Origin of the sequence: Paenibacillus pini JCM 16418 (assembly GCF_000576305.1) — a bacterium.
Taxonomy (GTDB): Bacteria; Bacillota; Bacilli; order Paenibacillales; family Paenibacillaceae; genus Paenibacillus_AQ; species Paenibacillus_AQ pini.
This window is the reverse complement of record NZ_BAVZ01000016.1, coordinates 20,198-42,883: the sequence shown is the minus strand read 5'-3', so window position 1 is coordinate 42,883 and position 22,686 is coordinate 20,198. Positions and strand designations below refer to the sequence as shown.

Annotated in this window: 19 protein-coding genes and 3 pseudogenes; 5 read left to right on the top strand and 17 right to left on the bottom strand. The window is 41.7% G+C overall.

The window, feature by feature from the left end:
• Positions 1 to 38: 38 nt before the first annotated feature.
• The 6 genes and pseudogenes from JCM16418_RS18295 to JCM16418_RS18270 all read right to left on the bottom strand — a co-directional run bounded on the left by JCM16418_RS18295 (position 39) and on the right by JCM16418_RS18270 (position 6,583).
• Positions 39 to 1,235: an anhydro-N-acetylmuramic acid kinase gene (locus JCM16418_RS18295; protein ID WP_036651888.1), complete on the bottom strand. Its 1,197-nt coding sequence runs from the start codon at positions 1,233 to 1,235 to the stop codon at positions 39 to 41.
• Positions 1,236 to 2,096: a carbohydrate ABC transporter permease gene (locus JCM16418_RS18290; protein WP_036651886.1), complete on the bottom strand. Its 861-nt coding sequence runs from the start codon at positions 2,094 to 2,096 to the stop codon at positions 1,236 to 1,238. It lies immediately after the preceding gene.
• A gap of 20 nt (positions 2,097 to 2,116) precedes the next feature.
• Positions 2,117 to 3,025, bottom strand: a complete 909-nt coding sequence (locus JCM16418_RS18285) for a carbohydrate ABC transporter permease (protein ID WP_036651883.1) — start codon at positions 3,023 to 3,025, stop codon at positions 2,117 to 2,119.
• Between the two features lie 91 nt (positions 3,026 to 3,116).
• A pseudogene (locus JCM16418_RS18280) lies at positions 3,117 to 4,542 on the bottom strand (ABC transporter substrate-binding protein).
• A gap of 52 nt (positions 4,543 to 4,594) precedes the next feature.
• Complete coding sequence (gene murQ, locus JCM16418_RS18275; protein ID WP_036651881.1) at positions 4,595 to 5,509, bottom strand: N-acetylmuramic acid 6-phosphate etherase; 915 nt, start codon at positions 5,507 to 5,509, stop codon at positions 4,595 to 4,597.
• Between the two features lie 210 nt (positions 5,510 to 5,719).
• Entirely contained in the window at positions 5,720 to 6,583 is an 864-nt protein-coding gene (locus JCM16418_RS18270) for a MurR/RpiR family transcriptional regulator (protein ID WP_036651879.1), read from the bottom strand.
• A 225-nt stretch (positions 6,584 to 6,808) separates the two neighbouring features.
• Between JCM16418_RS18270 and JCM16418_RS18265 the strand changes: the two genes are divergently transcribed.
• Entirely contained in the window at positions 6,809 to 7,258 is a 450-nt protein-coding gene (locus JCM16418_RS18265; RefSeq protein WP_036651876.1) for a copper amine oxidase N-terminal domain-containing protein, read from the top strand.
• A gap of 81 nt (positions 7,259 to 7,339) precedes the next feature.
• Here JCM16418_RS18265 and JCM16418_RS18260 read toward each other — a convergent pair whose 3' ends face one another.
• Together JCM16418_RS18260 and JCM16418_RS18255 are read right to left on the bottom strand one after the other, a co-directional pair.
• A complete protein-coding gene (locus JCM16418_RS18260) occupies positions 7,340 to 8,476 on the bottom strand; it encodes a 5-methyltetrahydropteroyltriglutamate--homocysteine S-methyltransferase (RefSeq protein ID WP_036651874.1) in 1,137 nt (378 codons plus the stop codon).
• A gap of 95 nt (positions 8,477 to 8,571) precedes the next feature.
• The gene (locus JCM16418_RS18255) at positions 8,572 to 8,880 is read right to left on the bottom strand and encodes a hypothetical protein (RefSeq protein ID WP_373280732.1); all 309 of its coding nucleotides are present in this window, start codon (positions 8,878 to 8,880) and stop codon (positions 8,572 to 8,574) included.
• Positions 8,881 to 9,631: 751 nt separating this feature from the next.
• Between JCM16418_RS18255 and JCM16418_RS18250 the strand changes: the two genes are divergently transcribed.
• Entirely contained in the window at positions 9,632 to 9,940 is a 309-nt protein-coding gene (locus JCM16418_RS18250) for a cyclic-phosphate processing receiver domain-containing protein (protein ID WP_036651870.1), read from the top strand.
• Between the two features lie 82 nt (positions 9,941 to 10,022).
• Here the strand turns inward: JCM16418_RS18250 and JCM16418_RS26440 are convergent, their stop codons facing one another.
• Positions 10,023 to 10,325, bottom strand: coding sequence for a 4-hydroxyphenylacetate 3-hydroxylase C-terminal domain-containing protein (locus JCM16418_RS26440; protein WP_256203069.1), 303 nt, complete (start codon positions 10,323 to 10,325; stop codon positions 10,023 to 10,025).
• Positions 10,294 to 11,475, bottom strand: a complete 1,182-nt coding sequence (locus JCM16418_RS18245; RefSeq protein ID WP_256203068.1) for a 4-hydroxyphenylacetate 3-hydroxylase N-terminal domain-containing protein — start codon at positions 11,473 to 11,475, stop codon at positions 10,294 to 10,296. The genes JCM16418_RS26440 and JCM16418_RS18245 overlap by 32 nt, the downstream gene beginning before the upstream one ends.
• A gap of 71 nt (positions 11,476 to 11,546) precedes the next feature.
• Here JCM16418_RS18245 and JCM16418_RS18240 point away from each other — a divergent pair, with 71 nt between their 5' ends.
• From JCM16418_RS18240 to JCM16418_RS18230, 3 genes are read left to right on the top strand one after another with little or no spacing between them, the layout of a single operon-like run.
• Positions 11,547 to 12,479, top strand: coding sequence for a GNAT family N-acetyltransferase (locus JCM16418_RS18240; protein WP_052020515.1), 933 nt, complete (start codon positions 11,547 to 11,549; stop codon positions 12,477 to 12,479).
• Positions 12,480 to 12,517: 38 nt separating this feature from the next.
• A complete protein-coding gene (locus JCM16418_RS18235; RefSeq protein ID WP_036651868.1) occupies positions 12,518 to 13,381 on the top strand; it encodes a class I SAM-dependent methyltransferase in 864 nt (287 codons plus the stop codon).
• Positions 13,382 to 13,384: 3 nt separating this feature from the next.
• Positions 13,385 to 14,104, top strand: coding sequence for an RluA family pseudouridine synthase (locus JCM16418_RS18230; RefSeq protein WP_036651866.1), 720 nt, complete (start codon positions 13,385 to 13,387; stop codon positions 14,102 to 14,104).
• 92 nt (positions 14,105 to 14,196) lie between these two features.
• Here the strand turns inward: JCM16418_RS18230 and JCM16418_RS18225 are convergent, their stop codons facing one another.
• The 7 genes and pseudogenes from JCM16418_RS18225 to parE form a co-directional block, all read right to left on the bottom strand.
• On the bottom strand, positions 14,197 to 14,949 hold the full coding sequence (locus JCM16418_RS18225) for an SAM-dependent methyltransferase (protein ID WP_373280731.1): 753 nt from the start codon (positions 14,947 to 14,949) through the stop codon (positions 14,197 to 14,199).
• 86 nt (positions 14,950 to 15,035) lie between these two features.
• Positions 15,036 to 15,689: a bacillithiol biosynthesis deacetylase BshB2 gene (gene bshB2 / locus JCM16418_RS18220; RefSeq protein WP_036651979.1), complete on the bottom strand. Its 654-nt coding sequence runs from the start codon at positions 15,687 to 15,689 to the stop codon at positions 15,036 to 15,038.
• Positions 15,690 to 15,721: 32 nt separating this feature from the next.
• A pseudogene (locus JCM16418_RS18215) lies at positions 15,722 to 16,065 on the bottom strand (YojF family protein).
• 172 nt (positions 16,066 to 16,237) lie between these two features.
• Complete coding sequence (locus JCM16418_RS18210; RefSeq protein WP_036651864.1) at positions 16,238 to 17,458, bottom strand: MFS transporter; 1,221 nt, start codon at positions 17,456 to 17,458, stop codon at positions 16,238 to 16,240.
• Between the two features lie 144 nt (positions 17,459 to 17,602).
• On the bottom strand, positions 17,603 to 18,013 hold the full coding sequence (locus tag JCM16418_RS18205) for a MarR family winged helix-turn-helix transcriptional regulator (RefSeq protein WP_036651977.1): 411 nt from the start codon (positions 18,011 to 18,013) through the stop codon (positions 17,603 to 17,605).
• 173 nt (positions 18,014 to 18,186) lie between these two features.
• Positions 18,187 to 20,619, bottom strand: coding sequence for a DNA gyrase subunit A (gene gyrA, locus JCM16418_RS18200; RefSeq protein ID WP_036651862.1), 2,433 nt, complete (start codon positions 20,617 to 20,619; stop codon positions 18,187 to 18,189).
• Between the two features lie 11 nt (positions 20,620 to 20,630).
• Positions 20,631 to 22,611, bottom strand: a pseudogene (gene parE / locus JCM16418_RS18195) (DNA topoisomerase IV subunit B).
• Positions 22,612 to 22,686: the final 75 nt, after the last annotated feature.

Sequence of the window (22,686 nt, the reverse complement as noted above, 5' to 3'; positions counted from 1 at the left end):
AAGTGAAACCTCCACTCGCGCTCGACTCTTAGAATAATTTAGAAACTTATTTTCCCCATCACTACAGCTCGCTCAGCCCCTGTAACATTAGGTAGCGTATTCGGTAGTCTCGCTATGGTATAGTCGGCAAGTAAAGCGAATGCAATCGCTTCTTTAGCATCGCTACTTAGACCCACCTGCTCCTGCGTAAGCACCTGCACACCCATAGGCTCCATTTCCTGACGAAGGAATTCCAGTAGCACTGGATTATAACTTCCACCACCACCCACAAACAAGACGTCAGCTGGATGATTAGGTAGAATAAATCTTCGATATGCATCTCCAATTGACCAAGCCGTAAGCATGGTAACCGTAGCAACAATATCCTCAGATGCCAACCCATGCTCATCCGTATAACGTAGCAACCCATCTATATAAGAGGAACCAAATCGCTCTCTGCCAGTAGATTTCGGCACGGGTAACCCGTAGAATTCCTCTTGTTGTAATAGATGCAGAAGTTCAGCGTTGATTTTGCCTTTTTGCGCAATGGCTCCTCCAGTATCCATCGTTAATTCACCTTGATACAGACGCGCTACAACACCATCAATCAGCATGTTACCTGGCCCCGTATCAAAAGCGTATACTTGCTCTGGTGAGCAATCTGCCGGAATGACTGTAATATTGCCGATACCGCCAATATTCTGCATTAGCAATGTACGATCCATTTCACGGTACAGCAAATATTCTGTAAAAGGAACTAATGGCGCGCCCTGCCCACCCACAGCCATATCAGCAACACGAAAATCCGACACGCACGGAATACCCGTTCTCGCTGAAATTACCGACCCTTCGCCGATCTGCACAGTATAATGCACATCATAACCATTGAAGTGTTCATATTCGGGTGCATGGTAGATGGTCTGGCCATGAGAGCCGATTACTAGAATATCACTAGGAATCAAACCCGCTTTCTTGATCACGGATAGCGCAGCCTCTGCATATATCTCGCCAAGTAATACATTCATAGTTCCAACTTTATCTACAGTCGCATAGATCGGATCAAACAACTTAAATATGTCTTCTCTGACTTGAATTGGATAGGGCTTATTCTCAAAAGCAATTTGTTTGACCTGAGGTGACTCACCTGGGACGCCGCAAACTTCTATCACAGCAGCATCAACACCGTCCACAGAAGTACCGGACATTAAACCTACAACGTAGCGACGACGATGCGAATGGTTAGATGCAGTAGTCATTTAGCCTTTCACCGCTCCAACCGTTACTCCTTCTAAGAAGTACTTTTGCAAACTAAAGAAGAGAATAAACATCGGAACTGCAGAAATGGTAGCACCTGCCATCATTGGCGCAAAATACGTCGTATTTGCGAATTTAAAGTTTTTGAGTCCGACTTGAATTGTCTGCATATCCATCGTATTGGTGACTAGGAATGGCCAGAAGAACGTATTCCAGCTTTCCATGAATGTGAGAATAGCCATAACAGCCAAGACTGTTTTGGAAAGAGGCATGATAATTTTGTAGTAAATCTGGAACTGATTACAGCCTTCAATCTTGGCACATTCAATAACTTCATTCGGGATACTACCCATAAACTGCTTGGCAAGAAAGATGTTATATACCGTAACTAGACCGGGTAATATCAAGGCACTGTACGTATTCTGAATGTGGAAGATGTTAACGATCAAGATATACAGAGGAACTTGTGTTACCTGATAAGGAATCATCATGGCAACGAGCAGTACCATGAACAGAACGTTTCTACCTTTAAAACGAATCTTAGAGAATGCGTAACCCGCTAGACTGGCAAAGAATACATTTGAAATCGTAACGCAAGCGGCCACAATCGTGGAATTGAGAAGCCAGCGATACGAATATTCACTATAGTCGAAGAAAAACTTATATGATGCAAAAGATATTTTCGTTGGAATTAATGAATAGCTCATAGCTCCTGCTTCGACGGGATCTCCAAAGGAGGAAATGACCATGAAGTAAATTGGAAATATTGTAGCAATCGCAAACAAAACAAGAATCGTAACATTAACCGTATTTCTGGCATATCTAGCCTTATTATTTCCTGCATGTACGTTATACAATGCCATTGTTGTTTCTCCCCCTTCCCCTAATATTCCACGTCATCGCCAAGGAATTTAAATTGAGCCAATGAAATACCTGCAATAATAACGGCTAAGATTAATGATTGTGCAGCCGCTTTACCAAACTCAAAGTATTTAAATGCGTTATTGAAGATCAATAATCCGACCATGGTTGTTGCATTGTCTGGTCCCCCACCCGTCATTAGGTAAGCATTTTGGAATACTTGAAACGAACCGATTACACCTGTGACTAAAAGGAATAACGTTGTCGGTTTCAAACAAGGAATAACAATGTACCAAATCTTTTTCCAAAATGTTGCTCCATCAAGCTCTGCTGCCTCGTAATAGCTTTCATCAATACCCAGTAGTGCTGCTAAGTAGATAATAATGCTGGTACCATGACTTGATAGCCATGCCATAAGAACCAATGAGAACATTGCGGTAGCGCTTGATCCAAGCCAGTTCTGATTACTAATACCGAATACAGAAATGAGTTTATTGAATATACCTGAGGACATCGGATCGAACATCCAGAGCCATACCACCGACAATGCAACACCGGAAGCAACTGCTGGCAAGTAATAGATGGCTTTGAAGGTCGTCTGCAATTTTTTCTTCAGTGGTAATACCAAGATGGATACTCCAAATGAAAGAATCAATGCAACGGGTACGGTTAAAACGGTATACACTATCGTATTTACAACGGATTTTCCAAATAAGGGGTCTTTAAAGGTAGCGATATAATTATCGAATCCTACAAAACTGGAACCTAGTGGCTTATATTTCTGAAAACTGATAATAAATGCGCTTACAACTGGATAAGCGGTAAACATCGCAAATACAACCAATGCAACTGCGATAAACGCATATCCCCATGCTCCGTCACCTTTAATTTTCCGTCTTTTTTTCGGTTTAGTTAATTCGACTTGTGACATATTTGGAATCCCCCTCTCGAAAAATAGTTCCACAAACATAGTTCGGATAGCCACATGTGCTTCCACGCGACTATCCGAAATCAGTACTCTATTATTTCACAATGCCATCTTCGCCAAATGCTGCAATGGTCCCTTCTTAACGGCTTCAAACATAGCCTCAGGTGTAATTTCACCAGCGATTAGTGCTTGCAGTTTAGGAATGATAACTTCATCTTCCATTTTAATTGCTTTTGCACCTAGTTCAGTTGGAATATCAGGACGTGCAGGTGCTGCTTGTTTAAGCATAGTCTCAACAGCCGCTTTATTGTCAGCATCTCTAGTAACAGTCATGCTTTCCGCAGCTTTTCTTGCACTCTCTGCAATTTGCGCTACGAAAAGATCATTGTTTGTTGTTGCGGCTACTTTACCACTAGCTAAGAAATACGCAGCTTTTACAACGTTAGCTTTATGTTCAGCAGTTGGTTCTTTAGCTCCACGGAAAGTAACATATCCATCAACTGCAACGCTAGATTGTTGCTCTTGACCAGCGAATTTAGGTACGGGCAATACTGTGTAGGTAACTGGAATACTTCCTTTTACTTCACTACCATCTTTCGCTTTAATTTTTTCGTTGTTCTTATTGGCAGAGTTTTCGAATGTTGCAAGACCCTTACCTGTAATCATAGTTTGACCTGTTAGGAACATATTCCAACGTTTACCTGCATCTACAGAGCTAAGCTCTTTTGGCATCGAGCATCATCAATCATGCTGCGAATATCTTTCAACACTTCTAAGTAGTTTTTGTTGGTGTATGCATATTTGAGATCTTTAGTAAACGCAGAAGGCATACCTGCATTTTTGATCAAAATGTTCAAATAATCTTTAGATGCTACGCCCGCAGTTGCAAATACGAAACCGTAACGAGACGTTTTGCCACCTTCAGAAACTACACCTTTTTTGATAGCTTCGCGGAATTCATCGAAAGTCCATCCTTCTTTTTGAACTTTCTTCCAATCAATACCGGCTTTCTCTAGGTATTCTCTGTTACCACCCAATGCATGAACTTCCATGTAAGCTGGGAAGCCGTATAGTCCATCGCCATTCTTCATGTATTCGAGAGGCACTTGATCATAATCTGCTACCATTTCTTTAGTTGCTGTATCCGTGATGTCCATAAGCATTTCTTGTTGTACATATTTCGAAATACCGTCAGAACCGATAAATGCGATATCTGGAGGACTACCAGCATTCACTTGAGTATCAAGCTTCTGGGTCATATCTTCCCAGCTTGCAGGCTCAATTTTCAAGGTCAAGTTTGGATATTCTGCGGTAAAATCTTTTTGGATTTGTGCAAACGTATCTTGAAAATTACCTGATACTGGTGGAAGTAATGCAGTAATGGTATCTTTGGCACTTGCATCGCCTGTACCACCTGTTGTACCAGCATCTTTACTAGATGAATCTCCACATGCTGCCAGAGTAGACATAGCCATGGATAGAGCAAAGATAGATGCTAATACACGCATTTTCTTTTTCATTAGAAATACCTCCCAAAAATATTTTTTATTTATATCATTGAGCTATTAAAAATTAAATGACGTTGCTAAAATTTCGTATTGCTGTCTTTAAACTACCTTCACTTTTAACCAGAGCTTGCTCAGCCGCCTCTGCGTCGAGTCCCGTTTTAATCATCATAATAGCTAACTTACAACTCATGGAAGCGCTTTCCAAATAAGCAGCAGCCGTATGATCATCCACGCCTGTTGCTGACTTAATGATCCGAACCGATCGATCAAGCAACTTAATATTACTCGCTTTCAGATCTACCATGAGGTTGTTATATGTCTTCCCAAGCTTCACCATTGTACAAGTCGTAAGCATATTCAGAACCAGTTTCTGGGCTGTACCCGCTTTCAATCTTGTTGATCCCATAATTGCTTCCGGTCCAACGACAGGTGCAATGCACACATCGCAAACATTTTCTAATTTGGAGTTTTTGTTATTTACTACACCAATCGTTGCTGCTCCAATTTCTTTTGCCCTTTTCAAACCAGCAATAACAAATTGTGCGCTTCCGCTCGCCGTAATCCCAATAACAGCATCCTTCTCTGTTACGCCGCAACGCTCAATTAACGCGATCCCCTCTTCTGCATTATCCTCAAAGCCTTCAACAGCCAACCTGAGTGCACCATCGCCTCCAGCAATATGTCCTTGCACAATTAGAGGATCAATACCGAAAGTTGGTGGACATTCGGATGCATCAAGCACACCCAGTCTACCAGAGGATCCTGCTCCTATGTAGAACATTCTGCCACCATTTTTTAGTGTATGATGCAAAATATCGACTGCTTTACTAATTCGCGGAATTTCAGCTCCAACCGCAACCGGAACTTTAGCATCCTGTTCATTCATCAGACGTAGCATCTGTTCCGTTGTACACTCATCAATCATCAGTGTATGTTCATTAATTGCTTCTGTTGTCAATCCCGCCAGATATTCATCCATAGCCATCCTCCCATCCTCGTTACTCGCATTTCTTAATTTCATATTAACTAGAAATTTCAGTTTGGTCAACAGTTTTTGAAATATTATTTTATTATAAAACAAATAACTGTTTTTTTAATTTTTATTCTACAAAAAAAACATCAGCTCTAATGCACTAAAGCCGATGTCCTTCATTGTTCATATTGCTAAGGTAAGCTGAAGCTTGCCTTTTTATTTACGCTGTTTGCTAGCTATAATATTATGAGTTTTCGTTAGATATTTCTTCACACTCTTATATTCCGCACTGGCGACTCCAGCAAAAAGAATATCAATGACAGTAAGCATCGCAATTCTTGATCCCATTGCACCACTTCGAATCGTCACCTCTGGGGTAGAGATGCTCAGCACGATATTTGCCCTATCCGCAAGCCCGCTTTTATTGTACTTCGTAATGGCAATAATACATGCACCGTTCTTCTTAGCTATATCCAGAGCATCGAGAATCTCTATCGTGTTTCCTGAATTCGAGATAAAGATTGCCACATCGCCTTTTTCCAAAAGAGTAGCTGCAGTGAGCTGGCTGTGCCCATCTGTATAGGTATGACACATTTTGTTGATCCGCGAAAACTTCTGTTCTGCATCAATACCTACCAGTCCAGAAGCACCAATACCAAAGAAAGCAATCCGGTTACTTTGACGAAGCATCTTTACAGCTCGAGCAATTTCATTCTTATTGATGACACTAAGCGTGTCTTCAATGGATTTAATATTGTTGCGAGAAATATTTGAAATAATTACAGGTAATTCATCACCAGGTTGTATATCCGTATATTGATCTCTTGTCTCCTCTTCCATTGAACCGAGCGACGCTGAGATACTTACAATAAAGCTGCGGTATCCCGTATAGCCCATGGTTTTACAGAATCGAAGAACGGATGCGTCACTGGTCTTCGCCTGTTGCGCAAGGTTTTTAATCGAAAGATGAGGAATTTCCTCCAGATTCTCAAGTACATATTCTGCTACTAATTTCTCTACGGGTGTTAAACTGTGTTTCATGTCACGGATCTTAATTAAAATGTTATCATTAATTGACATATGTATTCCCTACTCACCATAGATTCTACTAGCTAAACTAGATCATATCATAATCGTAATTTGTTCAAAATACAAGATTAAGATCGAACAAACCAAATTCAGATAACAATTGTTCTCACTTACATATTTACAAATCATTAATAAATGAACTTCTTCATAATTAAAGTCGTTAACAATCATTGATTAGAGGGTAATAGCGAGTATTACAAACAAGGAGTGAATAAAGTGAATATAAAGAAAACCCTATTAGCATCCGTTATGACTGGATCTATGCTTTTTAGTTCAATCATTGTGGCTTCAGAGCCTACGTATGCTAGCAGTGCAAAACAGGTAGTTATTGAATTAAATGGAGTAACGCAGTCTTTCAAACAGCCCGCACTCATTAATAAAGGCACTACACTCGTCCCTATGAGGGATGTATTTGAAAAGCTTGGTGCACATATTCTATGGAATCCTGAAACATTGACCATCGTTGCAACCAAACATGATACATCCATCGAAATGCAGCTTGGCAACAAACAAGCCTATGTCAATGGCAAGGCCGTTAATTTAGGAGACCCTATAAAAATGGTAAACTACACGACCATGGTACCCTTACGTTTCGTGTCAGAAGCTTTTGACGCATCCGTGAGTTGGAATCAGAAACAGTTAAAGGCTAGTATCAATATGAAATAAATAGTCACAAAATAAGAATTAAAATAAGCCTTGTCAGATATGATCTGATAAGGCTTATTTTTCACGTAATGTTGAAGCATCCTATCCCCAAACTTCGTTAGCAATTTCTACGACAAGTCCAAGTTTGTTCCATTGATCCTGATCCGTAATTGTATTACCTTCTTCAGTTGAGGAGAATCCGCATTGAGGGCTCAAGCACAGTTGATCGAGATTCACATATTCCGTTGCTTCCGCAATACGCTGTTTAATCTCTTCTTTGTTCTCAAGTTCACCTGTTTTGGATGTAATTAAACCTAGCACCACATGCTGGTTCTTGATGAAACGTAGAGGTTTGAAATCTCCTGAACGGTCATTGTCGAATTCTAAGAAGAATGCATCTACATTGACACGCGAGAATAATTCTTCGGCAATGGGTTCATAACCACCTTGGTACAACCAAGAAGACTTAAAGTTACCACGACAAATATGAATCGTAATCGCCATATCCTTAGGTTTATTCTCAACAGCTTCAATAGTAATGTCCGCGAATTTTTTCACCAATTCATCTGGATCAAATCCTTTAGCTTGAATCTTCTCTCTGAAATCATCACTGAATAATGCGCCCCAACTTGTATCGTCGAGCTGTAAATACCGGCATCCTGCATCATAAAAGGCTTGAATAGCATCGCGGTACACCTTGACGATGTCTCCCGCTACCTCATCTAATGTTGGGTAAGCTGGATGATCTAAGTATGCTTGGCTGTTAACTACACCTGAGTAAAAAATCATATTAGGACCAGGGATTGTAAATTTAGCTATATGTTCTCCTGCGACACTTTTTAAATATTTAAAATCTTCTAAAAACGGGTGATTCTTCGGAAATCCCAATTTGGAATCTACAGTATATAATTTAGCTTTCTTCATTGCCCCGTGGAATAGACCAGAAGCATCAATTTCATACACTCGAATACCTTCTAAAGCTTCAATAAAATCTAAGTGCCACCATGTACGTCTAAACTCACCATCCGTAACAGCGGTTAAACCCACTTCCTTTTGCTTTTCAACCAGTTTAGCAATTTCTACATCTTCAATTGAACGAAGTTCAGCTTTTGTAATTTCACCTTGTTGATATTGTGCTTTTGCTTCTTTCAAAACTTGTGGACGAAGAAAGCTGCCTACTTGATCTGCCCGATATGGAGGTGCTACTCTTTTCGTAATTTTAGAATTGAATTGGCTCATGATGTGTCTCTCCCTTGACTGAGTATATACAACAAAAAAAGAAGGGTCTATTAGACCTCCTCTTTTAGGATAACATATCACTGCAATTGCTGTTATTATTTAATAACTTCAGTTTTGAATACATTGTCTAGAGTTTCTCCAACAACGATTCTTTTCTTCAAAGGAACTTTAACATCACGCGCTAGTTCTTTGAAGAATGTGTCAACATCACATTTAACATCTTCAAGTTTAACTTTCAGTGTTCCTTCTTCAACGATATTATGATTGGACTCTTCAGGTACAGACATTACAAGATCATACTTTTTCATCAAAGTTTTGCTGTATCTTGAGAATACTTCAATTAACTCATCATTTTTAAAATTCTCAATCGCATTTTTCCCTTTGTTCGTAAATATCAATTTCATCTCCACTGTTCATATCCCCTTTGTCTGTTAACCATTTTATTAGGTTTGCTTAGTGACTAGTCTATGGTACGTACAAAGAAAAGGTCAGATCCTCCTCCAGCAACCATGTTCTCTTATATAACATTATAACAGTCATTGAGCTTATTAACTAGGAAAAGGCGCCAGATGTTAAAAAATGTGATGATTTTTTACGTTATTAATCAAAAAAATTAGTTGCTATCAGAATTATCATAAACACATTCATCCATAAAAGAGATGTATTAGCATTAATGTAAAATTATTTATATTTTCTTATGAAACAACATCCAGCATTCCCATGAGAAATCGGGTTGGAATTTTAATGATATTCTCTCCTCTTCGTATCCATAATATCCATATTCTTTATAAATATAAAATGGGTACATTCAGAATAACAGCAAAAAAGAGCCGGAGCTGGCTCTTTTCCCCCAAACTACGACTTGCTCTTGTTGTTCACCAGTCCGATAATCATCACTATAAGTGCCAGCAAAGCAATAAGCTGTTCAATAGTCATTACCGTCCGCCTCCTTATCAAGCAGGATGGCTCTTCGAACGGCTTTCTCTCTCCCTGTTATACAGCTTTACGTTTCCCATACTATATGTATGTGGGTGCAAGTGACGATATGACTACTTCATTAAATAGTAAAAACATAGTTCAATTTATATTTTACGTAATATTCTAACACGCCCACCTCTAACCATAAATATACATAAGGATAAAGGAGGATCGTTTATGGATATTAACGTTTTTTTGGACGATCAGCGTCCCTGTCCATCTGGCTATAATCTGGCCAAAACTGCTGAACAATGCTGTCACTTACTAAATACCTGCACAGTTAAGGATCTTTCTCTCGATTATAATCTTGGTAAAAATCAACCTACAGGCTATGCTGTTGTAAAGTATATGATCAAACAAAAAATTTATCCTCAGCGAATTATCATTCACAGTTCCAGCTTAAGTGGCAGACGCAAGATGGCTTCTCTGCTCAGAAAACATAAACCGAGTTCCGTTCGTATTGTGATTGCACCCCAGCTCCGCTAAATAAAAAAACGCAACATGAATCTTGATTCAATAAACAAGGCGTCCTTTTGGATCTTTTCGATCAAGGGCGCCTTGTTACAACTTATGAGAGAAAAGGTTTAATGAGTTCCATATACTTTTCTTTATCCGGGTATCCGCTATATAGACGGTTAGTAACCGTTGTCTGATCACCAAAGAAAAAACGTTCATATAACATCTGACGCCCTCCGAAACCGTTGGAACTAAGCTCCCACGCCAACCGAAATAATGCGGTTTTATCCTGCGCTTTCCAGTCCGTACCTTTTAAGTACGTCGATAAATACTTATTCATTCCACTTCCAAAATCAAGTCCCGATGGGATCATAATAATCCCGCTACCTCCAATTAACTGTATGATTTCCATCATTCGCGGATAAATTTTGGGGAAAATACTGTTTGCTGTCCATAGGGGTCGTACCATCCGGAAGCATACTGCCCCATCGATCTATAGACGCCCCCGCTTCTGAAGCAAGCAGTAACGCTTTAAGTGTCTCGAGATTAACAATAACTTCCGTTACCTGTTCTTTTACTAATGGGTACGTTCCTTTATCTAAAGATTCCACCATATTCAGGATGATGCTCAGTACAAACTCCGTCTTGGCAACATAACGACAAACGACCGGATGAGCGGCATGCACGTGGAAATTACTCTCCGCGAAATAACGCGTGGACATACTGTCGCTGCCAAGAATAAAAACACGATCCCAAGGGACCTTCACTTCATCAAAAATAACGAGTGTGTCCATTTCTTCAAATTGCGAACTCAGTGGATAATCAAATGTAGAATCTCCACCTACTAAACTTTCACGACAGATCCATTTGATACCTGGCAGATTATTAGGCACGGCAAAAGCAAATGTATTCGGGTTATCCTCCTCTTGCATATAAAATGAACCCGGGGGATAAACAAGTATTTCATCAGCCGTTACTCCTTGTGTTGCAAGTAAGAAGGCTCCTGTCACGATAATGCCATCTTTATCTTGATCCACCACTTTGGCTGCGCAGCTAATAATTGTTCCATCTTCCTCAATGTCCGAATAGCGGCTGGCATGAGGCTGAATGAAGGCATGTGAAAGCGTAATATCATGTTCAAGGCAATAATGATAATAATTTTTCATATTTTCTGCAAATTGAGGATTATTCTCTGCTAATAAATCCGCTGCTGCATAATAAGCCATCATCGCGGTATTCATATAGTCGGGACTTCGCCCAAGTAAACCATGATGTTTTTGTCCCCATACGGACATCATGATTCTTCTTTTTTCCAACTCTTCCTTCGTCTTTGGCTGCAGAAAAGATAACCCAACGCTGTCCCCTGTTTCAGGCGACGTATAGGTCAGTTTATCCTTAAACTCATCCTTTAGCTGCATTTCATATAGATCTGCCTGCGTAGACATTAGACCACGAAAAGCCTTGTGCTCCGATAACATACCTGTAACCTGTTCTCCTCGTAACCACACATTAGGCTTGGCGTTATTAATTTGATCAATATACTGTTTACCATTTTTGACAGGCACAAGCATGACCACCTTCATGTAGAAATGTTACACCCATCTTATTCAGGTGAATAACCATATGGAAGCGGCGTATGCTATCATCTAATAAGATTGAATATGTAAACTCCCCACTGTACAATTACATCAAAACAACAATTGGGGGACTTATTATTTTAAACCATCAACAATTATTGGATATTGAGCAGTTACAACATTTGTGCGAACAGACTGATGGCATCTCTCTCAAATTAAACTGGGGTACACTGAACAATCGCATTGAAGGACAAGAAACGGACTTTTTTCGTTATGAAGGACAACTTTTAATTGGTTTTCTCGCTCTATACTCATTTGGAAATGAAGTTGAAGCATGTGGAATGGTACATCCAGACTATCGTCGACAAGGTATTTTCTTATCATTATGGAATGAAGCTAAAATTGCATTATGCAAACATGACGTTAGCTCCATACTTATGAATACCCCAGCTAAATCTAGCTCTGGAACTGCTTTTCTGAAGTCGATTGGATACCAGCAGTCCCATTCAGAATTCCAAATGCAATGGAGCCCGGATGTACCTCAAGACGTCACGAACCAAGAGAAACGGGTCCAGCTACGCCAAGCGACATCTCAAGACATACTTGATCTAATTACCATGGATATAGAAGCCTTTGGTATTACTGAATCCGAGGAAGAAGCTGAGCGATCCACTTCTGAACCTAAGAGCACAGTATATGTCATTGAACATGAGGACGACATGGCTGGCAAAATCAAACTCGAAACCATCGGAGATCGGATGTGGATATATGGATTTGTCGTCATACCTAGCAAACGAGGTCAGGGTATTGGAACCAGTACGCTTAAGCAGGTCATTTCATTAGCAAGACCCACTGGCCTAAGCCTTTGGCTTGAAGTAGCCTTACATAATCCTGGAGCATTACGACTTTATGAGTCATGTGGTTTCGTCATTCAGCAGCAACAGGACTACTACACAAAATGTGCATTCTGTCCTGAAAATGTTGTACAATAAAGGCTAAATGACATTTTGACAGAAGGATGGATTGGATTATGTATGTAGCTCGTGATTGGAAAGACTATGAATTAATTGATACCGGAGCCGGTGAGAAGCTTGAGCGTTGGGGCGATGTGATTCTTCGCAGACCCGATCCGCAAATTATATGGCCTTTGGAAAAAGAGACAGGTAAGTGGCGAGAAGTCCACGGACATTACCATCGCAGCTCCGCTGGTGGTGGTGAATGGGATATGAAGAAACAACTTCCGGATCGCTGGACCGTATCCTACGACAAACTGAAGTTTCATATTCGTCCTACGAATTTTAAACATACGGGATTATTCCCTGAGCAAGCAGCGAATTGGCGCTGGATGATGGACAAGATTGCTGCTGCGAATCGTCCGATTAAAGTGCTAAATCTATTTGCTTACACTGGTGGTGCTACCGTGGCTGCTGCTTCAGCAGGTGCAGATGTCGTTCACGTCGATGCTGCAAAAGGGATGGTACAATGGGCGAAGGAAAATTTAGCTCTTTCTGGGCTTAGTGACCGTCCTGTACGTTTTATTACAGATGATGTATTTAAATTTGTACAACGCGAAGAACGCCGCGGCAATAAATATGATGCCATCATTATGGATCCCCCTTCCTATGGACGTGGACCAGGCGGTGAAATGTGGAAGCTCGAGTCGAGTCTCTACCCTTTCCTTGAAAGCTGTATGAAGATTCTTTCGGACAATCCACTCTTCATGCTCGTGAATTCCTATACAACGGGTATTTCACCTACCGTACTGAACAATATGCTATCTATGACCGTATCGCGCAAATACGGTGGAAGTATCTCTGCTGGTGAGTTAGGACTACCTATCACTACTTCCGGAATGATGTTACCATGCGGAATTCTAGGACGCTGGGAGTCTTAAGCGATGAGCCAAGACATGCAGCATTCGCAAATTGAAATTTTGTTCGAAGATAATCATTTGCTTGGTATCGTGAAGCCAGTGAATGTTCCTACACAAGAAGACGCATCAGGTGATCCTGATCTAGTCAACTTGCTGAAGCAGGATATTAAAGAACGTTACAATAAACCAGGCAATGTATACGTAGGTCTCATCCACCGTCTGGATCGACCTGTCGGTGGAGCGATGATCTTCGCGAAAACATCCAAGGCTGCCTCTCGCTTGTCAGAAACAGTGCGCAGTCGTCATTTTCGCAAGTTCTATGCAGCAGTTGTTCATGGTAAATTACCTTCATCGAAGGGTACTATGACAAACATGCTGTTGAAAGACCCCAAAACGAATACGGTAACGGTTGTTCGCCCCGGTACACCGGGCGCTAAAGAAGCAGTACTTGATTACGAGGTACTGGGTACCTCGGATCATTTAAGCTTAGTCAAAGTTGAGCTGCATACAGGTCGTTCACATCAAATCAGGGTTCAAATGAGCCATGCGGGTTGTCCTTTGTATGGAGATCAGAAATATGGCAACGGCTTGAACAAAGTCGGTCAGCAAATTGCCCTTTGGTCCGTTCTTGTCGGCTTTCCTCATCCAGTGAGTAAGGAAGAAGTTACCCTGACTTCGATGCCACCGAGCCAACACCCGTGGAATTTATGGAATCCACAATTGCTTCAATCTTCGTTCAATTAGATAACAATAAAAGCCTTGGAGTCTTCTGCATTCAGAAGATTCCAAGGCTTTTTCTTATTCTACATCCTTAAGTTCAAATGCAACTTTCGCGATTAGCGTTTCTTTAGAACTAGCATCGAACTAGCATTCCGTTGAAATTCATAATCTACCTTTAGCTCTACCGAATCCCAGCCTTGGCGATCCACATAGGTCCTTAGCTCATCTAGTCGGTCATATTTCACGCCGCTCTGATCTACTAAAGGAAATATGCGAATTTCATTTTGTGTGACTCTCATCAGCTCCTGGAGCGTCTGTACATGAAAGGCATAGTCTAGCTTATCGTTATACATGAATAAGAAATGCGCCGATAGGGTCATTTCGAACTGCTCATCCTCGAAAGGAAGTACGGGCAATTTAACCGCAATATATCGATCAGGGTTAAGCCTCATATCTCTGACACAGTCAGTCAAAGCCTGTACTCGTGTCTGATTTAAAGTCTCTACCGATTCAAACTCACTCCAATGGTACAATGCGGCACTCTTCTCCACATGTTTCATCGCATGTTCAATATCCCGGTAGCCCTTCTCCTCAAGTTCATCAATGCCAAAATAATAGGCAATATCCGCAGCGATTACATCTGCACCTTGAGCATTTGCGACAGCAGTAAAGGAGCATGCTCCAGCGGGACAATCCAAAATTGCTCGACCCAATACATCCCTGTCTTCTAAATTAAACATCCGAATGTACTCGTCATAGGTTCTTCCAATAAATACAATTCGCTCTAGCCGAATGTCTTCATTGGCATTAGAATCCTCATTTTGCAACAACGTTTGACTGCTGACTTCACTCTTCTCATCTCGACTCATCTCAACTCAACTCACCTTTCCAACTGCTTGGAATAAATCCGCTAAGGATTTCCAAGATTGTAAAAGGAGATGTACTTTTTGTCAAGTTAAAAATGATACGTCCAGAAGCGCTCATTAGCAAATCTTTTTTGTACAGCTTCGTCTGTTTCCTTATTGTTACCAAGCATTTCATCCCAACGGAACTGCGAGGCATGCGCACGAATGGATGCGAATTTATTCTTAAGAAAAGCACTGACATCTACGGTCACGTCTGGCTCGCCTAAGATTGTCTCACAACCCTTTGAAAAAGCTACACAATACACTTTGGGACGATCCTGCTCAGGCATCGCTGTAACCGTGCGAATTACGGCAGCTCCAGTTGCATCATGATCTGGATGGACACTATATCCAGGATAAAAGGTCATAATTAGTGAAGGCTTAACTTCATCAATAAGACTACGCAGCCGTCCTGTCAGCATGTCCTGATCTTCAAATTCTATCGTCTTATCGTGGAAACCCAACATACGCAAATCCTGAATGCCAATTGCATCGCAGGATTTCTGTAGTTCTTGCTTGCGCAGTGCCGGTAAAGTGACTCGATTCGCCATCAATGGCTTGCCCATGTTACGAGCCATTTCTCCTAAAGTAAGACAAGCATAAGTTACCTGTGTTCCTTCTTGTATGTGTTTTGCAAGCGTACCGGAGATACCGAATGATTCATCATCGGGATGCGGCAGCACGACAAGAATATGTCTCTCCATCATGATTTCAACCTTCTCTCTAGTTCATTCTTTTAAAAGGGTTCACGGCTGAGCTGTAGTGCTACAACGAGCTTACCTTCACTATCATGTCCTGCCATAATTAGTCTTTCCGTTTCAGACTCATCCAATGCGTAAGGCCTTGGCAATATACCCAGCCTTCTTGCATCTTCAGTCCGACGCGATAAGGACCAAACCCTGAGATCGATCCAAGATTATACTGCACCTTACCATTACGAATAAATGTTGACGCCGTAAACTTAGAGTCATCTTCATGAGATGCATAGGCTCCAGTGGTCATCTCTAGATGTATATATAAATCTTCATTCTTTAACGAATCAATAAGCAACTGTACACTAGCTGGATTAATAAGCTCCAAAATCGTTACCTCCATTTACCTGACTTATAACTGCAACAAGTTTAATTATAGTACACTTCATGCTCTTTTCACAAACGGCAGTTGCCTTAAGACTTCTAATTTCCGCTCTATATCTACAAATAATACAAAAACGAGGCTACACTTCCGTGGCCCCGCTTTGATAAACTACTTATTAATCTGTCAATTCTTTACCCTTCGTCTCGATTCCAAGAAATAATACAGCGAAGGCTCCGATCAGAATGACAGCAAAGAACATACCAAAAATCATGCTGATGCTCACATTGTTTCCGACAAGTGTACCCACTAGTAACGGAGCAATAACTCCTCCAATTCTACCGATGGAAGTCGCGAGTCCCACACCAGAAGAACGAACGGAGGTAGGATATAATTCAGGGCTGTACGCATACAGTCCTCCCCATGCACCGAGATTAAAGAAGGAAAGACAGATGCCTGCCGCAATCAGCATACCTGCTGATTCAGCAGATCCGAACCAAGCGGCACTAACAGCGGTAAGGATCAAATAAATGACGAGTACAAACTTCCGGCCAAACTTCTCGATGAAATATGCTGCTGTAAAATAACCGGGAAGCTGAGCAATTGTCATAATGAGCACATATTCAAAACTTTTAATCATGCTAAAGCCTTTAAGCCCCATAATCGTGGGTAGCCACAAAAACATGCCATAGTATGAAAAAACAACCGTAAACCATAGTATCCATAACATCACCGTTGTGCGACGATATTGCGGTGCCCAGATGGAAGCTATCTTCTCTCTCAGGGAAATCTTGATCCGTTTATTACGCTGCTCTTTATAACGAGGTGAATCCTCAATCGCCCGCCGTAGATACAGCGCATAGAAAGCCGGTAGTGCCCCGATTACGAATGCCATCTGCCAACCATACTTCGGAATAACGAAGTATGCAATTAGCGCTGCTACAATCCATCCCCCTGCCCAAAAGCTCTCTAGAAGCACTACAGCTCGTCCACGATCCTTTACAGGCATAGTCTCTGATACCAGCGTAGATGCAACCGGCAGTTCGCCTCCTAGCCCAATTCCTGTGATAAAACGGAGCACGCACAGCACCGCGAAGCTACCTGCTAACGCTGATAATCCACTAGCAGCTGAGAATAAAAGCAGCGTCCATAACAGAATTGTCTTCCTTCCATAACGATCGGCTAGAAAACCTGCTGCTGCTGCTCCAATCACCATGCCGATCGAATTCATACTTGTAAGAACACCCACTTGCTGAGGTGACAATTTCCATTCTGCGGTTAGTGCGGCCACAATAAAAGAAATGATACCTACGTCCATCGCATCGAACAGCCAACTGAATCCAGCGCTGACAAGTAGCTTACGGTGTTTAGGATTTTTTAAGAGTTGTACATTGCCCATCTGTGATAGCTCCTTCTTCTCTGTCCTTGTATACTAATTATTCATAGTATATGACAAGGCGAGATCCAATCCCAAACATTTTATGTATGATAATAAAGTTAAAACATATTTATTTTTAAAATAATAGTCTACCTTTCAGTAATTCTATGAAACCACTGTAATTTTACCAAGTAAATACAATAAAAGCTGCTGATTATGAGAAGAAATACGACTCAGCACTGTAGATAAAAAAGCATCCCTAATACGCAGTCCACGTATAACTTCCTCACGACCTTTCGGTGAGATCGATACCCATACAATCCTGCGATCACTGCTGTCACGTTCACGTGTGATTAAATCGTTCTTCTCCATACGATCAAGCAGCATTGTAACTGCAGCAGGACTTGTTGCAAGTAATGGTGTTAGCTCAGAAGGCTTCATCTTTTCCTGTTCTTGAATGACCTCTAGAACCGTCAGCTGAGATTCAGTAAGTGTAGGTGCTAGTTCATTCTCCATGTGTAACCGGTAATCTTTGCTTAATTTAGACCATATTTTCGCAAATTCGGATGTCTGCACTAGTGTTCCGTCCTTTCCGCCCTGCAATCTTTTATATGATTAATTTTCGCTCATTTTGTTCCAATTCCTTCCTGTTTACAAAAATTTGTCTGCTCGCGTCGTTCTCTTTCACAAAAAAAGCATCTTCGCTATACAGCGAAGATGCTTTTTGTAAGCTTTATGGGTATTAAGACTTAACGTATCACCAAATCGATGATCTCATCCTTTTTCTCCAAATGAACAAGCCACTTTCCAGTCGCTTTACGCTCTGCAAGAGGTGCTTGTTCTGAGGTAAAGTTGTAACTTTGTCCATCTTTAGTCATTGCCGTAATCTCAAGGGACTCTCGGCAATAGAAAGCACCAGCAATCCGACTACCATTTGGTTTAACCCGCTTGCCTTCTTTAAATTCAAATGTGACAAGTCCTTTGCCGCCCCTACTTTGCGTCATATAGTCCAAAAGCAATGAGCGTTTCGCATAGCCTTGGTCAGTTATGGCAAGGATTTCGCCTTCATCTTCCTCAACCCATAGGGCTGAAACGATTTCATCTCCTTCACGCAGCTGAATGCCACGCACACCCGATGATACGCGTCCCATTGCATTGACTTCCTGCTCCTTGAACCGGATACTCATGGCTTCCTTACTGACCAGCAGAATATCTTTACTGCCATCACTCAGTGTGACAGAAATAATTTCATCATCTGCTCCGACTTTACAAGCCGACACGGCATTGGAACGATTGGTCATGTATTCTTTCAGCTCAGTTCGCTTCACTTGTCCACGTTTCGTAACAAATACAAGTGACCTGCCTGGTTCCTCAAAATTTGTTACCGGAATCAAAGCAATGATTTGATCTTCTTTAGGCAGATGGATCACGTTAACGATTGCCGTTCCCGGCTCCTTCCACTTGAATTCAGGAATCTGATGAACTGGAAGTAAATAATATTGCCCTTTTTCCGTAAAAATCAGCAAATTATCAAGTGTGTTAAGATTCAGCACTCTAGATATGTAGTCGCCTTCTTTCACACCAGACCCATCACGTTCACCACCTGATCGTGTATAGGATAGCATGCTCGTTCGCTTAATATATCCGTCCCTAGACATGGTTACAAGTACATCCTCGGCATTGACCAAAACTTCTAGGTTCACTTTAATTTCTTCGACTTCGCCCTGAATCGTTGATCTTCGATCCAACCCATACTTATCACGAATTTCCATCAGCTCTTTGCGAATCAAAGCAACCAATTTCTTATCGCTTTCCAGAATGGAACGGAAATTTTCAATTTTCTTATTCAGTTCATCGAGTTCCTTTTGAAGCGTCGTAATTTCTAGATTTGTTAATCTATAGAGCTGGAGGGTCAGGATTGAGTCGGCCTGCCGCTCTGTAAAGCCAAACATCCACTGCAAATTGTTCTGAGCATCTTGACGGTTGTTGGAAGCTTTAATCGCCGCAATAACCTCGTCCAGAATATTTAAAGCTTTTACTAGCCCATCCAATACATGGGCACGATCGACAGCCTTCTCCAAATCATATTGCGTACGGAAGGTTACCACTTCACGCTGATGCTCAATATAAGCTTCAAGCATTGGTTTCAGTCCAAGCTGCTGTGGAGCTTTATTGACGATAGCCACCATGTTGAAGTTGTAGTTGATTTGTAAATCAGTCTTTTTAAGCAAATAGGCCAAAATTCCCTGTGCATCCGCTTCTTTCTTGACTTCTATGACAATGCGTAAACCCTCACGTCCGCTTTCATCACGAACTTCGGTAATACCGTCTATTTTCTTCTCCAGACGGATATTCTCTATCGCTGTTACGAGTCGTGATTTTACGATTTGATAAGGAATTTCAGTTATGACAATTTGTTGTTTACCACCACGTAGAAATTCAATATCTACTTTCGAGCGCAGATAGATGCGTCCTTTTCCTGTGCGGTAAGCATCCTTAATACCTTCGCCGCCCATGATGAGACCGCCTGTTGGAAAATCGGGCCCTTTTATAAAGGTCATAATCTCGTCCAGCTCAATATCAGGTTTTTGCATCACTGCAATACAAGCATCAATGACCTCACGTAAATTATGAGGCGGAATGTCTGTTGCGAAACCAGCCGAGATTCCGGTTACACCATTTACCAGTAGATTTGGATATCGCGATGGAAGAACAACAGGTTCTTTGGTCGTGTTATCAAAATTATCCTTAAATTGAACGGTACGCTTCTCAATATCACGTAACATTTCTAGCGCAATAGGTGATAATCTTGCTTCTGTATAACGCATAGCCGCAGGTGGATCATCATCAATGGAACCTAAGTTACCATGACCGTCAACAAGCTCATGAGCCATTTTCCATGATTGAGCCATACGGATCATACCCTCGTAAATGGAGGAGTCCCCGTGTGGATGGTAATTACCCATAACATCTCCGACCGTTTTCGCAGACTTACGGTATGGTTTGTCTGGCAGATTGCCCGAATCATACATCGAATACAGAATACGCCGCTGTACGGGCTTGAGACCGTCCCTCACATCGGGTATAGCACGATCTTGAATAATATATTTCGAGTACCGGCCAAATCGGTCACCCACGACCTCTTCCAGAAAAGCCGGCAGAAATTGCTCCGATAAATTCATGTACTCACCTTCTATTCCTCTATCTCTCTAAAATCAACATGATCTATAATCCAGCGTTTACGAGGATCAATCTTATCACCCATAAGCGTGGATATGCGTTTCTCGGCCTTAGCTTTATCTTCGATTTGCACCTGAAGCAATGTGCGCGTCTCTGGATTCATGGTCGTTTCCCATAGCTGCTCCGGATTCATTTCGCCGAGTCCTTTATAACGCTGAAGCTCATAATTTTTACCAAATTCTTTTAAATAGTTTTGCAATTGTTCATCGTTGTAGGCATATCTAACCGTCTCCAGCTTCCCGGATTTACGTGTAATTTTATATAATGGCGGCTGCGCAATATATACCCTGCCCGCATCAATCAAGGGCTTCATATAACGATAAAAGAAAGTAAGCAGTAGCACCTGAATATGTGCTCCATCGGTATCAGCATCGGTCATAATTATGATTTTGGAGTAATTACTATCTTCGATCTCAAACTCACTTCCAATGCCTGCGCCAATAGCGGCCACAATCATCCGGTATTCCTCGTTCTTCATGACTTCTGCAAGGCCAGCCTTCTCAGGATTGAGCGGTTTACCTCGAAGGGGTAGGATAGCTTGAATCTTAGAATCACGCCCCTGCTTAGCAGAACCACCCGCAGAGTTACCTTCCACGACAAATAACTCGGTACGTGAGAAATCCTTCGACTGAGCTGGTGTAAGTTTACCTCCAAGAATCGAGCTTCCGCTCTTCTTCTTGCCATTGCGCATATCATCACGAGCTTTACGTGCAGCTTCGCGTGCTTTGGACGCCTGTACTGATTTCTTAATGAGGAGCTGCGCAGTCTGAGGATTCTCCTCAAGAAAAATCTGCATTTTCTCCGTTACAATTGCGTCCACCGTGCTTCGTGCTGATGCGCTGCCCAGTTGATCTTTCGTTTGACCAACGAACTCCACATCGGACATTTTAACACTAATGACAGCCATCATACCTTCTCGAAGATCGTTACCTTCCAGATTCTTGTCTTTTTCTTTGAGCATATGGGTTTTGCGAGCATAATCATTCATCACGCGTGTATATGCCGTCTTAAACCCGGTTTCATGTGTACCCCCGCCCCTTGTTGGATGGAGTTCACAAAGGATGCCAAAGTCTCGGTATACCCGGCATTATACTGCATGGCTACTTCAACCTCAACGTCATCTCTCTCACCGGTAAAATGTATGACCTCGTGCATGACATCCTTGCCCTCATTCAGAAACTCAACAAACTGGCTGGCTCCGCTTCGTAATAAAATTCATCCTGTTTATCAGCACGTTCATCTTTCAAAACGATTCGAAGTCCTGAATTTAAGAATGCTATTTCTTGAAGACGTTCCGTAAGTGTGTCGTAGTTCAGCTGAATACCGCTTTGGAAAACACGGATATCCGGTTTAAATGTAACTTTCGTGCCACTCTTGTTTGTATTTCCAGTTACCTCAAGTCCGGTAGTGGGTTCACCAACATGTTCTTTTCCATTCTTATCCTGCCAATACTCGAAGCGTTGTTTGTGTATTTTACCCTCACGGAAAATTTCAACTTCCAGCCATTCTGACAAGGCATTTGTTACGGATGCACCAACGCCATGCAGACCTCCGGATTTTTTATAACCTGAACCACCGAATTTACCACCGGCATGCAAAATCGTAAATACAACTTGCGGTGTAGGAACACCCGTCTTGTGCATGCCTGTTGGAATTCCCCGTCCATTGTCTATAACAGTAACTGAACCGTCTTTTTGTAATATTACATCAATTCTCGTGCAGTATTTGGCAAGATGCTCATCGACAGCGTTATCCACTATTTCCCACACCAAATGATGAAGACCCGATGAACTCGTACTACCAATGTACATACCAGGTCGTTTGCGAACCGCAACCAGACCTTCGAGCACTTGAATGTCGTCAGCATCGTATCCAGTTCCGGCGCCAGCGCCGCCCTTTGATGACTCTGCAAACCTATCGACCTGCTCGACCATTCATGCTCCCCCTTTGTGTTTCTTTATGTAGATGACGATCATCCAAATGCAAACAGATGTTTTGTTATCCTTGTC

Excerpts from the sequence above, each read along its gene's own strand:
- JCM16418_RS18295 (WP_036651888.1), bottom strand. The coding sequence starts at position 1,235 with ATGACTACTGCATCTAACCATTCGCATCGTCGTCGCTACGTTGTAGGT.
- JCM16418_RS18290 (WP_036651886.1), bottom strand. The coding sequence starts at position 2,096 with ATGGCATTGTATAACGTACATGCAGGAAATAATAAGGCTAGATATGCC.
- JCM16418_RS18285 (WP_036651883.1), bottom strand. The coding sequence starts at position 3,025 with ATGTCACAAGTCGAATTAACTAAACCGAAAAAAAGACGGAAAATTAAA.
- murQ (WP_036651881.1), bottom strand. The coding sequence starts at position 5,509 with ATGGATGAATATCTGGCGGGATTGACAACAGAAGCAATTAATGAACAT.
- JCM16418_RS18270 (WP_036651879.1), bottom strand. The coding sequence starts at position 6,583 with ATGTCAATTAATGATAACATTTTAATTAAGATCCGTGACATGAAACAC.
- JCM16418_RS18260 (WP_036651874.1), bottom strand. The coding sequence starts at position 8,476 with ATGAGCCAATTCAATTCTAAAATTACGAAAAGAGTAGCACCTCCATAT.
- JCM16418_RS18255 (WP_373280732.1), bottom strand. The coding sequence starts at position 8,880 with ATGAAATTGATATTTACGAACAAAGGGAAAAATGCGATTGAGAATTTT.
- JCM16418_RS18250 (WP_036651870.1), top strand. The coding sequence starts at position 9,632 with ATGGATATTAACGTTTTTTTGGACGATCAGCGTCCCTGTCCATCTGGC.
- JCM16418_RS26440 (WP_256203069.1), bottom strand. The coding sequence starts at position 10,325 with ATGATGGAAATCATACAGTTAATTGGAGGTAGCGGGATTATTATGATC.
- JCM16418_RS18240 (WP_052020515.1), top strand. The coding sequence starts at position 11,547 with ATGCTATCATCTAATAAGATTGAATATGTAAACTCCCCACTGTACAAT.
- JCM16418_RS18235 (WP_036651868.1), top strand. The coding sequence starts at position 12,518 with ATGTATGTAGCTCGTGATTGGAAAGACTATGAATTAATTGATACCGGA.
- JCM16418_RS18230 (WP_036651866.1), top strand. The coding sequence starts at position 13,385 with ATGAGCCAAGACATGCAGCATTCGCAAATTGAAATTTTGTTCGAAGAT.
- JCM16418_RS18225 (WP_373280731.1), bottom strand. The coding sequence starts at position 14,949 with ATGAGTCGAGATGAGAAGAGTGAAGTCAGCAGTCAAACGTTGTTGCAA.
- bshB2 (WP_036651979.1), bottom strand. The coding sequence starts at position 15,689 with ATGGAGAGACATATTCTTGTCGTGCTGCCGCATCCCGATGATGAATCA.
- JCM16418_RS18210 (WP_036651864.1), bottom strand. The coding sequence starts at position 17,458 with ATGGGCAATGTACAACTCTTAAAAAATCCTAAACACCGTAAGCTACTT.
- gyrA (WP_036651862.1), bottom strand. The coding sequence starts at position 20,619 with ATGAATTTATCGGAGCAATTTCTGCCGGCTTTTCTGGAAGAGGTCGTG.